Annotated in this window: 12 protein-coding genes; 8 read left to right on the top strand and 4 right to left on the bottom strand. The window is 64.6% G+C overall.

Annotated features, from left to right (window positions below; genetic code table 11):
* The first annotated feature begins 3 nt into the window (after positions 1-3).
* Positions 4-1,215, top strand: coding sequence for a TFIIB-type zinc ribbon-containing protein (locus tag DFR67_RS02680; protein WP_110467812.1), 1,212 nt, complete (start codon positions 4-6; stop codon positions 1,213-1,215).
* The gene (locus DFR67_RS02685) at positions 1,197-1,691 is read left to right on the top strand and encodes a hypothetical protein (protein ID WP_110467813.1); all 495 of its coding nucleotides are present in this window, start codon (positions 1,197-1,199) and stop codon (positions 1,689-1,691) included. Before DFR67_RS02680 ends, DFR67_RS02685 begins: the two co-directional genes overlap by 19 nt.
* Before the next feature lie 25 nt (positions 1,692-1,716).
* Here DFR67_RS02685 and DFR67_RS02690 read toward each other — a convergent pair whose 3' ends face one another.
* Positions 1,717-2,343, bottom strand: coding sequence for an MBL fold metallo-hydrolase (locus DFR67_RS02690; protein WP_110467814.1), 627 nt, complete (start codon positions 2,341-2,343; stop codon positions 1,717-1,719).
* Positions 2,340-3,428 carry an S-(hydroxymethyl)mycothiol dehydrogenase gene (locus DFR67_RS02695; RefSeq protein WP_110467920.1) on the bottom strand — a complete coding sequence of 363 codons (1,089 nt, stop codon included), beginning with the start codon at positions 3,426-3,428 and terminating at the stop codon, positions 2,340-2,342. Before DFR67_RS02695 ends, DFR67_RS02690 begins: the two co-directional genes overlap by 4 nt.
* A 273-nt stretch (positions 3,429-3,701) precedes the next feature.
* Here DFR67_RS02695 and DFR67_RS02700 point away from each other — a divergent pair, with 273 nt between their 5' ends.
* The 4 genes from DFR67_RS02700 (at position 3,702) to DFR67_RS02715 (ending at position 8,363) form a co-directional block, all read left to right on the top strand.
* On the top strand, positions 3,702-4,685 hold the full coding sequence (locus DFR67_RS02700) for a proteasome assembly chaperone family protein (protein ID WP_110467815.1): 984 nt from the start codon (positions 3,702-3,704) through the stop codon (positions 4,683-4,685).
* Between the two features lie 27 nt (positions 4,686-4,712).
* Positions 4,713-7,220, top strand: coding sequence for a DEAD/DEAH box helicase (locus DFR67_RS02705; protein WP_110467921.1), 2,508 nt, complete (start codon positions 4,713-4,715; stop codon positions 7,218-7,220).
* A gap of 61 nt (positions 7,221-7,281) precedes the next feature.
* On the top strand, positions 7,282-7,923 hold the full coding sequence (locus DFR67_RS02710) for a DJ-1/PfpI family protein (protein ID WP_110467816.1): 642 nt from the start codon (positions 7,282-7,284) through the stop codon (positions 7,921-7,923).
* Positions 7,920-8,363, top strand: a complete 444-nt coding sequence (locus DFR67_RS02715) for a MarR family winged helix-turn-helix transcriptional regulator (RefSeq protein ID WP_110467817.1) — start codon at positions 7,920-7,922, stop codon at positions 8,361-8,363. The genes DFR67_RS02710 and DFR67_RS02715 overlap by 4 nt, the downstream gene beginning before the upstream one ends.
* Positions 8,364-8,373: 10 nt before the next feature.
* On the opposite strand, the gene DFR67_RS02720 is transcribed toward DFR67_RS02715, so the two are convergent.
* Positions 8,374-9,312, bottom strand: a complete 939-nt coding sequence (locus DFR67_RS02720) for a hydrogen peroxide-inducible genes activator (RefSeq protein ID WP_110467818.1) — start codon at positions 9,310-9,312, stop codon at positions 8,374-8,376.
* Between the two features lie 97 nt (positions 9,313-9,409).
* Between DFR67_RS02720 and DFR67_RS02725 the strand changes: the two genes are divergently transcribed.
* On the top strand, positions 9,410-9,997 hold the full coding sequence (locus DFR67_RS02725; protein ID WP_110467819.1) for a peroxiredoxin: 588 nt from the start codon (positions 9,410-9,412) through the stop codon (positions 9,995-9,997).
* A gap of 2 nt (positions 9,998-9,999) precedes the next feature.
* Positions 10,000-10,530, top strand: coding sequence for an alkyl hydroperoxide reductase (locus tag DFR67_RS02730; protein WP_110467820.1), 531 nt, complete (start codon positions 10,000-10,002; stop codon positions 10,528-10,530).
* Between the two features lie 127 nt (positions 10,531-10,657).
* Here DFR67_RS02730 and DFR67_RS02735 read toward each other — a convergent pair.
* Positions 10,658-11,047 (bottom strand): transposase (locus DFR67_RS02735; protein ID WP_146240348.1); only part of this gene is annotated, 390 nt, incomplete at its 5' end.

An 11,047-nucleotide genomic window follows, 5' to 3' on the forward strand; every position in this document is an offset into this window, starting at 1 on the left:
CCGATGAACGATTCGCACATCCCGCCGCCACTGCCCGACGGTTCGACCGACTCCCCGCCGCCGCTGCCTCCGATGCCGCCGCGTCCTGCCGCGTCCGATCCAGACCGGGCGCTGTTCCAGGTCACCGAGCAGACCCGGACATACCCGTGTGAGAACTGCGGCGCTCAACTGGTGTTCGACCCGACGACGCAGAATCTGCTGTGCCTCAGTTGCGGTCGATCGCACGCCATAGTCCTCGACCCGGCACGCCGGGTCGTCGAGCACGATCTGGCATCGACGATGACGCAATTGCGCGGTCTGCTCGCCGCGGCGCCGCCGGCGACGACTTCGGATTCCGAGCGGGAGATCGTCTGCCAGAGCTGCGGCGGCAGAACAACATTCACGGGCACCCTGACCGCGACCCGATGCCCCTACTGCGCCACCCCGATTCAGCGTGATGACATCCACGCAGCGCCGACCAGGCTCCCCGTGGACGGGATCCTGCCATTCCAGGTCGATGACACACACGGCCGGGAGGTGATCGAGAAATGGATCAACAGCAGGTGGTTCGCCCCGACCGAGTTCAAGAAATACCGGGAAGTCGGTGCATTCACCAGCCTCTACGCGGCCTACTTCACCTACGACGCCGACACGACCACCTCGTACACGGGAATGCGTGGCGACAACTACACCGTGACCACCGGCAGTGGCGACAACCGGCGCACCGAGACCCGTACCCGCTGGAGTCACCGATCGGGCGTGGTGGGCAACAATTTCGATGACGTCGCGGTCTTGGCGAACACCGGCTTCGACACCGAACGGGTACACGAACTCGAACCGTGGCCGACCGGGCAGGCGACTCCCTTCAGTCCGGAGTTCATTGCAGGCCACCTGTGCCGCACCTACGATCTCGACGCCGATCAGTGTTTCCCCGTGGCTCAGGGCAGGATCAACGCGGGCATCGACGCTGCCATCCGCCGCGATATCGGTGGGGATCACCAGCGGATCAACAACAAGGACACCCGGTACAACTCGCTGACGTTCAAGCACGTACTGCTGCCCATCTGGCTGCTGACCGTGATCTATGCGGGAACTCCGTTCCAGGTCTTCATCAACGGCGTCACGGGTGAGGTCCAGGGGCAACGTCCTTGGAGCAAGGTCAAGATCGCGTTCGCGGTCCTGGCGGCGCTGATCGTGATCATCGCGATCGTGGCGGCGTGGGCAGCGTGGGCGTGACCACCGTCGTCGTCCTACTCGTGATCGCTGCCGCGCTCGCGGCCGCAGCCGGCGTGTTCATGATGACCAGGCGTATCCGGGACGGAGCCCTGCGCGCGAACGAGATCATCCCGGGCCAGGCGACCAACGCGCCCGCCTCGTGGTCTGGGTCCCATGACCCGGAGGCCAGGCTGCACCGCCGGATACGTGATGCGTTGTCGCTGTTGCGTTCAGACCCGCACGCGGACTACGACGGCGGCAGGATCGACGCCCGGGTGCGACTCGAGATCGCCGCGACGGAACTGGACAACCGACTGATCGCGGCGTCGAAGTCGCCGCAGCGTGTACGGGAACCCGTTGTGGCGCAGGCAGGTCTCGCTGTCACGGAGCTCGAGAACCTCGCGGCAGAGATCTCCGGAGGGGCAGACCTGCAACTCGAGCGGGTCGACGCCGTCATTCACCGCATGACGTCGCCGCCCCGACTCGACAGCCCCTGAGCAGCACACCGATCGCCGCGCGTGATCAGCTCCCCCGTTTGATCCATTCCTCGAGGTGCGGCGATTCGTCGCCGACGGCGGTGGAGTCGCCGTGTCCGGTGTTGACCTTGGTCTCGGCGGGCAGCGTGAAGATCTTCGTCTGGATCGATTCGATGATCGTCGGAAACGACGAGAACGACCGTCCGGTCGCGCCCGGGCCTCCGGAGAACAGGGTGTCGCCGCTGAACAGGACACCGAGTTCGGGCGCGTAGATCGAGCACGATCCGGGCGAGTGCCCTGGGGTGTTGATCACGACGAGGTCGGTGCCGCCGACGGTGATCTTCTGTCCGTCGGCGAGTTCACCGGGCGCGATGTCGGGATGGGTTTGATCCCAGAGCATGCGATCGCCCGGGTGCAGGAGCATCGGGGCGCCCGTGCGTTGCGACAGCTCCGGCGCGACGGTGACGTGGTCGTTGTGGCCGTGGGTCAGCAGAACCGCCGCGACCGTACGGCCTGCCACCGCATCGATGATCGGGGTCGCCGAGTGTGCGGCGTCGATGATAACGACCTCGGAGTCGTCGCCGATCAGCCAGATGTTGTTGTCCACGTCCCAGGTGCCACCGTCGAGGCTGAACTGGCCGGAGGTGACGACATTCTCTATGCGCACGGTCACAGGACCACCACCGAGCGCAGGACTTCCCCGGCTTCCATCTTGTGGAAGGCGGCTTCGACGTCATCGAGGCCGACTCGTTCGGACACGAACTTCTCCAGCGGCAACCGGCCCTGCTGGTACAGGTCGACGAGCATCGGGAAGTCACGCTCGGGCAGACAATCGCCGTACCAGGACGACTTGAGCGCGCCGCCGCGGGAGAAGAAGTCGATCAGCGGCAGTTCCAGTGTCATCTCCGGTGTGGGCACCCCGACCAGGACCACGACACCGGCCAGATCGCGGGCATAGAACGCGGTCTTGTAGGTCTCCGGGCGCCCGACCGCGTCGATCACGACGTCGGCACCGTTGCCGTTGGTCAGATCTTGGATCGCGGTGACGACGTCGTCGACCTTCGAGCCGTCGATGGTGTGGGTCGCGCCCAGGCCGGTGGCCCATTCGAGCTTGCGGGCGTCACGGTCGACCGCGATGATCGTCGTCGCACCGGCCAGGCGGGCACCGGCGATGGCCGCGTCCCCGACACCGCCGCAGCCGATGACCGCGACGCTGTCGCCGCGGATCACACCGCCGGTGTTCATCGCCGCCCCCAGGCCGGCCATCACGCCGCAGCCGAGAAGACCGACCACCGCTGGATCGGCGTCCGCGGCGACCTTGGTGCACTGACCTTCATGGACCAGCGTCTTGTCCGCGAACGCTCCGATGCCCAGCGCCGGGGTCAGAGCGGTTCCGTCCTGCAGGGTCATCGGCTTGCTGGCGTTGTGGGTGTTGAAGCAATACTGCGGGCGGCCACGTTTGCAGGCCCGGCATTCACCGCACACCGCACGCCAGTTCAGGACCACGAAATCGCCGGGCTCGACGAGGGTGACCTGGTCACCGACGGTCTCGACGATCCCCGCGGCCTCGTGACCGAGCAAGAACGGATACTCGTCGTTGATGCCGCCCTCGCGATAGGCCAGGTCGGTGTGGCACACGCCGCACGCCTGGATCTTCACGACCACATCGCGTGGCCCCGGATCGGGAATGGTGATCGTCTCGATGGTCGTCGGAGCACCCTTACCCGCCGACACCACACCGCGAACCTGCTCTGCCATGACTGCCTTTCGCCGCTGTTCCTGGTTCTCGCTCGGCACCAACCCTAGCGATAGTGGGATGGCCATGCGTGCATGGATGGTCGCCGAAACGAACGGCGACGGCCGGTGTTCGCACTGAGCGAACGCACTGGTGGGAATCCCGCGTGGACGTTGACTGTTGATACTCACGAATCCATGAAAGGGACGTCAGCTCGCGCCGGGATTGGTGAGCAGGGGTGCTCATGGGAGACAATGAACGACACACCGCACGACTGGGCAGCGAGGAGGTTCGCCATGGACGAGAAGTCCACGCTCTACGAACTCGAATTCCCAGCACCACAACTGGCAGATGACGAGGGTGACGGTCCGGTGCTGATCCACGCCCTCGAGGGATTCGCGGACGCCGGGCATGCCATCAAATTGGCGTCCGACCACCTACGACAGAGTCTCGACTCCGAGCTGGTCGCCACATTCTCGACCGACGAGCTGATCGACTACCGGTCGCGGCGTCCCCTGATGTCCTTCACCGGCGACGAGTTCACCGCTGCAGCCATGCCGGAGCTGACCCTGCATGCGATCCGTGACAACAACGGGACCCCGTTCCTGCTGTTGTCCGGCGCTGAACCCGATCTGCGCTGGGAACGTTTCGTCGCAGCAATCGGGGCGCTGTCGGATCAGTTCGGGGTGACCTCGGTGATCGGACTGAACGCCATCCCGATGGGCATCCCGCACACGCGGCCGTCGACGATCACCGCACACGGGAACAGCAAGGATCTGATCGGCTCGTTGCCCCGGTGGGGTTCGGAGCTCAAGGTACCCGGCAGCGCGTCCATGTTGCTCGAACTGCGGCTGGGTGAGCGGGGCCTGGCCACCGCGGGCCTGTCGGTCCACGTTCCGCACTACCTGTCGCAGGCCGAGTATCCAGCAGCGTCCCACAAACTGCTGGAGTCACTCGGCGAGGTGACGGGTCTGGATCTGCCGACCGCGGCCCTGGCCAATGCGGCCGAGAAGGTACGCACCCAGGTCGACGCCGAGGTGTCGGGCAATCAGGAGGTCGAGTCGGTGGTCGCCGCGTTGGAGACCCAGTACGACACGTTCAACCAGGCACAGCAGGAGAAAGCGTCTTTGCTGGCCGCCGAGGGCGACCTGCCCACCGGCGACGAGCTCGGAGCAGAGCTCGAACGCTTCCTGGCCGACCACGCGCAGAACGAGGCCGCGACCGAAAACGACGCGGAATCCCGTGACGGTGACGACAAGGGTGACGGCGCTGCGGGCTGACCGACTTCGGTGCCATAACCTGCAGTGGTGACCCAATCGCCGCAGGTCCGGCCCCTCGAGTTCCCAGCCGACACAGAGCCTGATCTCGATGAGCTGTACAGCTCCTTCACCGCCTGGTGGGCGGACCGGGGAATCTCGCTGTACCCGCATCAGGACGAAGCTCTCATCGAACTCGCGGGTGGATCGAACGTCGTCATCTCCACTCCCACAGGATCGGGGAAGTCGCTGGTCGCCAGTGGTGCGCTGTATTTCGCGGCGGCCCAAGGGCGTAGGGCGTTCTACACCGCGCCGATCAAGGCCCTTGTCAGTGAGAAGTTCTTCGATCTCTGTGCGCAGTTCGGCGCCGACAAAGTCGGGATGCTCACCGGCGACGCCTCGGTGAACCCGACGGCGCCCATCATCTGCGCCACCGCGGAGGTCGTCGCGAACATCGCGCTTCGTGAAGGCGAGCAAGCGCCGATCGGCGTGGTGGTGATGGACGAATTCCACTACTACGCCGAACCCGACCGCGGCTGGGCCTGGCAGGTCCCGCTGATCGAACTGCCCGGTAGCCAGTTCGTGCTGATGTCGGCAACTTTGGGCGACGTCGGCTTCTTCGTCGATGACCTCCGGCGCCGTACCGGCCGCGACACCGCTGCGATCACCGGCACCACCAGGCCTGTCCCCCTGGATTATTCGTATTCGACCCGACCGGTGCACGAGACCATCGAAGAGCTGATCCACAAGGACCGCGCGCCGGTATACGTCGTCCACTTCACCCAACTGTCTGCGATGGAACGGGCCCAGTCCCTGCTCAGCGCCAATATCTGCAGCCGTTCCGAACGCGACGCCATCGCCGAAGAGATCGGCGATTTTCGCTTCAGCACCGGCTTCGGGAAGACACTGTCGAAGACCGTCCGTGCCGGCATCGGGGTTCACCACGCCGGGATGCTCCCCCGCTACCGGCGTCTGGTCGAACGCCTCGCCCAGCAGGGTCTGCTGCGCGTCGTGTGTGGCACAGACACTCTCGGAGTCGGTATCAACGTCCCCATCCGCACGGTGTTGCTGACCGGACTGACCAAGTACGACGGCGTCAGGCAGCGCCATCTGAAAGCGCGTGAGTTCCACCAGATCGCCGGGCGTGCGGGTCGGGCCGGATTCGATGTACGCGGTTTCGTGGTCGCCCAGGCGCCCGACCACGACGTCGAGAACGCCCGATTGGTCGCCAAGGCGGGCGACGATCCGAAGAAGCTCAAAAAGATCCAGCGCAAAAAGGCACCCGAGGGTTTTGTCTCGTGGGGCGAGGCCACCTTCGAAAAACTCATCGTCGCGCCTCCTGAACCACTTCGGTCCCGGTTTGCCGTGACCACCTCGATGTTGCTGGAAGTGATTGCTCGCCCCGGAAATTGCTTCATCGCGATGCGACATCTGCTGGAAGACAACCACGAGACACGCGCCCGGCAGCGTTGGCACATCCTGCGGGCGCTGCGGCTGTACCGGTCGCTCATCGACAGCGGTGTGGTGCGCCGTCTGGAGAATCCGGATGAATACGGCCGCCTTGCCGTCTTGGCGGTCGATCTTCCGGCGAATTTTGCTCTCAACAACCCGCTGTCCCCTTTCGCTCTGGCGACGTTCGAGTTGCTCGACATCGACTCGGAGACCTACACGATCGACCTGATCTCGATCGTCGAGGCGACGCTGGACGATCCACGACCGGTTCTCATGGGTCAGCAGAAGAGCGCCCGCGACGAGGCGATCGCGCGGATGAAGGCCGACGGGGTGGAGTACGAGGAGCGGATGGAGCTGCTGGCCGACGTGACCTGGCCGCGTCCGCTACGTGAATTCATTTTCGAGGCCTTCGGGATCTATCAGCAGGGTCACCCTTGGCTCGCGGATACGCCCCCGCGACCCAAGTCAGTGGTGCGTCAGATGATCGAGGAGGGTATGGACTGGGGAGACCTGATCTCCCGGTATTCTCTCGCCCGCAGCGAAGGCGTGGTCCTGCGCTACCTGACAGACGTGTATCGCACGCTGCGACAGAGCATCCCGAACTCCGCCCGGACCGACGAACTCGACGATGTCGTCGAGTGGCTGGGTGACCTGGTCCGCCGGGTCGATTCGAGCCTGCTCGACGAGTGGGAGCAACTCTCCCACCCGGACGACGGGCCCGTCGATCCGCTCGCCGCAGGACTGCCCACGCCCGGACGGGCACCGAACACACGGGCCATTCGAGTGCAGTTGCGGAACACGATGTTCAGGTACGTCAACCTGTTGTCGCGACGCGCCTGGTTCGATCTGCAGTCCGCCTATCCCGACCTCGACTGGGCCGACGAGATGGCTGACTTCTTCGACGAGTACGGCGACGTCGGCGCCGGCCCGGCGGCGCGAGGACCTGCACTGTTCAGCGTGACGCGGGAGGACGATCACTGGGTCGCCAGGCAGGTACTCGACGACCCCGACGGACACCGCGGGTGGTCGCTGCTCGCCCGGTTCAGCGCCCCCGACTCTGCTGATGACGAACCCGAACTGCAAGAGATGGAGATCGTTCCCGGCTGAGCGACCGACCGGAGCACTCAATCCATTGACAGCATGTTGTCAACTATGACAGCATACTGTCATGACTTCAGCAACCGAACCGCTCACCGTGCATCTTGCCGTGTACAACACTCTCGCCGACTGGGAGACCGGTCACGCGGTCGCGCACATCAACAACCCCGAGTACCAGACCCGCCCCGGGAGGTACCGGGTCCGCACCGTCGGACCCACGACGGAGCCGATCACCACCACAGGGGGCCTACGCATCGTGCCCGACATCGCACTCCCCGATCTGGATCCGCAAAACAGCGCCATGCTCATCCTGCCGGGAGCTGCGGACTACATGACCGGCGGTCTGACCGAATTCATCGATGCCGCAGCCGGTTTCCTCGACGCCGGAGTGCCCGTGGCGGGCATCTGCGGCGCCACGGTCGCGATGGCCCACCGCGGTCTACTCGATGGTCGCCGCCACACGAGCAACGCAGCGGAGGCGTTGTCCTGGACCGGATACTCGGGTGCGGCGGATTACGTGGACGAACCGGCAGTCACCGACCGCAGTCGTTCCGGTCATCTGATCACCGCCGCAGCAATGCATCCGGTGCCTTTCGCAAGGGAGATCTTCGCCGAGCTCGACCTGTATTCACCCGAAACCCTGGCTGCCTGGACGAAGCTCTACAGTGGCGACCCGGCCGGCTACCACGAGTTGATGGCCGCCAATTCATGAGCGACCCGCAGCAACTGCTCAGCGAATCGGCACTCACCACTTTTCGCCTCAACGGGCAGTTCCTTGCCGTCGCCGAAGCGCTCGCCGCACCCGCCGGCCTGACCGCCACGCGATGGCAGGTGCTGGGCGCTGTGCTCTCAGAACCACTGTCGGTCTCCGATATTGCCCGCGAGATGGGGATCACCAGACAGAGTGTGCAACGCACGGCCGACCTCCTCGCCCGGCAAGGCCTGGTGACCTACCGCGACAACCCAGCGCACCGTCGGGCGAAACTCGTCGAAGTGACCGAAGCCGGACTCACCGCAGTCCGGCTGATCAATCCCGGGCACCGCGACCTGGCCCGTCGGCTCGGTGAGCTCATCGACGACACCGCCTGGGCCGCCGCACTCTCGGGACTACAACAACTCTCAGACGCCTTAGAGCAGCTCGACCACACGTGATACGCGGCGGCTAGGCCGACTTCACAGCGCCCAGGCCCGCACCGGTGATCGTTCCGGCGATCATCGCCGCCAGCTGGCGGTACTCGTCCTCACGACCGCTGGTTGCGCGCATCACCAGACCGATTCTGCGGCCCGGTCGCGGTCGGCCGAACCTCGCGATCGCCAGAGCGCCTCTCGCCGTTTCGGTGTGGACCGCCGTCTGCGGGATCAACGTCACCCCGAGTCCGCCCTCCACGCACTGGACAGCGGTCGCGAGCGATGCGGCTCGCGTCGGTCCGACGTCCGGGCGCACCCCGGCCAGCCGGCATACCTCCAGCGCCTGATCGCGCAGGCAGTGGCCTTCGTCGAGCAGGAGAAGGGGCAGGTCCGCCAGCGCCGCGGGATCGACTCGACTTCGGCCCGCCAACGTATGCCCGGGAGGCAACGCCAGCACGAAGTCCTCGTCGTACATGGGGATCTCGATCATGCCGGGTGCATCTGCGGGCAGTGCGATCATTGCGGCATCAATCGAATTGTGTCGCAACGCGTCGAGCAGCCGCGACGTCTGGTCTTCGACGACGCGGACGGCGAGTTCGGGTAACTTCGCTGCGAGATCACGCAACATGGACGGAAGTACATACGGCGCAACGGTGGGAATGAGACCCAACCGCAGGGTGCCCGACAACGGCTGCGCGACCCCGACCGCTGCCGCGGTGAACATGTCCACCGCCTCGATGGCCGCGGCCGCGCGAGACAGAAGCGCCTCGCCCTCACTCGTCAAGAAGACACGCCGGGTCGATCGCTCGACCAAACGCAACCCCAACCCGGTTTCGAGTGCAGCGAGCGCCTGCGACAGGGAGGGCTGGCTCACACCCAAACCTTCTGCTGCCAAGCCGAAGTGGCGTTTGTCTGCGATGGCCGCAAACGCTTTCAACCCAGCGATCGTCGGCTGATAACTTTGATCGGTCATGCCTATCACTATAGTGCTACTCATCACGTTTGCTTTTGACCGATTTACCGGCAAGATTGGTAGCACTGCGTAAGAACGTGACATCTAAGGAGAAATCTTGTCTTTGCTGACCATTGGCGACCAATTCCCTTCATACAATCTGACGGCCGTCATCGGTGGAGACCTCTCGAAGGTCGACGCCCAGCAGCCCGACGACTACTTCACGACCATCACGAGCGACGACGCGGCGGGCAAATGGCGCATCGTCTTCTTCTGGCCCAAGGACTTCACGTTTGTGTGCCCCACCGAGATCGCGGCATTCGGAAAGCTGAACGACGAGTTCGCCGATCGTGACGCCCAGGTTCTCGGCGCATCCGTCGACAATGAGTTCGTCCACTTCCAGTGGCGTGCACAGCACGAGGACCTCAAGACACTCCCCTTCCCGATGCTGTCGGATCTCAAGCGTGAACTGGCAACGGCGGCAGGCGTTCTGAACGCGGACGGTGTCGCTGATCGCGCGACGTTCATCGTCGACCCCAACAATGAGATCCAGTTCGTCTCGGTCACCGCCGGCTCGGTCGGCCGCAACGTCGACGAGGTCCTCCGGGTGCTCGACGCACTGCAGTCGGACGAATTGTGTGCGTGCAACTGGAAAAAGGGTGATCCGACCATCGACGCAGGCGAACTGCTGACTGCGAGCGTCTGAGCATGAGTATCGACAACTTGAAGGAAGCCCTTCCCGAGTATGCAAAGGACCTGAAGCTCAATCTGGGGTCCATCTCGAGGACCACGGTCCTCAAGGACGAGCAACTCTGGGGAACCCTGCTGTCGACCGCAGCCGCCAGCAAGAACGCTCGCGTGCTCAAGGAGATCGCCGACGAGGCCGCCGACAACCTGTCGGCGGAGGCGTACAACGCCGCACTCGGCGCCGCCTCGATCATGGGCATGAACAACGTGTTCTACCGCGGTCGCGGATTCCTAGACGGTAAGTACGATGACCTGCGGCCCGGGCTACGGATGAACATCATCGGTAACCCCGGCGTGGACAAGGCGAACTTCGAACTCTGGTCATTTGCAGTGTCGTCGATCAATGGTTGCGGCCATTGTGTTGCAGCGCACGAGAACACGCTCCGCGAAGCGGGTCTCGACCGCGAGACGATCTTCGAGTCGCTCAAGGTTGCCTCGATCGTGGCAGGCGTCGCAGCCGCACTGAGTACCGCCGAAGTGCTCGTCGGCTGATCGCCGCAAACCCACCTACTACAGTCAAACCCACCTGTTGCAGAGGCTGTTGCCTAATCCCCGCGGGCGTGTTTGATCGTGGGGGCGTGGCCCGATCGGGGATTGGCCCGGGGCCTTGGCCCCGGGGTTAGATGGTGGCGAGGTTGTTGACTTTCACGTAGCGCAGGAAGTTGGTGGCTGCGGCGGAGAGGATGAGTTCAGATTGTGCGGCTGCGAGGCCGCGTCGGGCGAATCGTCGAAGGGTTCGTCGGTCTTTGAGGTGGGCGTTGACGGGTTCGATGATCCCTGCGCGTTGGCGGTAGTGGGCGGTTCCTTCGTCGGTGCCGATGCGTTCTTGCATCTCTTCGATGGCGGTCCGGTCGTATTTCCCGGGCTGGGTGACTGCCGTTTTCTTCGATGCTGCAACATCTTTGGCTTTGCCGGGCGCGATGAGTCGGGTGGGTCCGGCGGCGGCGAGGTTCTCTCGTGAGAAGTAGCCGGCGTCGGCAAGGACGGTCCCGATGACCCGATCATGACC

This window comes from Williamsia limnetica (genome assembly GCF_003217475.1).
GTDB classification, from domain to species: Bacteria; Actinomycetota; Actinomycetes; order Mycobacteriales; family Mycobacteriaceae; genus Williamsia; species Williamsia limnetica.

Excerpts from the sequence above, each read along its gene's own strand:
- DFR67_RS02680 (WP_110467812.1), top strand. The coding sequence starts at position 4 with ATGAACGATTCGCACATCCCGCCGCCACTGCCCGACGGTTCGACCGAC.
- DFR67_RS02695 (WP_110467920.1), bottom strand. The coding sequence starts at position 3,428 with ATGGCAGAGCAGGTTCGCGGTGTGGTGTCGGCGGGTAAGGGTGCTCCG.
- DFR67_RS02700 (WP_110467815.1), top strand. The coding sequence starts at position 3,702 with ATGGACGAGAAGTCCACGCTCTACGAACTCGAATTCCCAGCACCACAA.
- DFR67_RS02710 (WP_110467816.1), top strand. The coding sequence starts at position 7,282 with ATGACTTCAGCAACCGAACCGCTCACCGTGCATCTTGCCGTGTACAAC.
- DFR67_RS02715 (WP_110467817.1), top strand. The coding sequence starts at position 7,920 with ATGAGCGACCCGCAGCAACTGCTCAGCGAATCGGCACTCACCACTTTT.
- DFR67_RS02720 (WP_110467818.1), bottom strand. The coding sequence starts at position 9,312 with ATGACCGATCAAAGTTATCAGCCGACGATCGCTGGGTTGAAAGCGTTT.
- DFR67_RS02730 (WP_110467820.1), top strand. The coding sequence starts at position 10,000 with ATGAGTATCGACAACTTGAAGGAAGCCCTTCCCGAGTATGCAAAGGAC.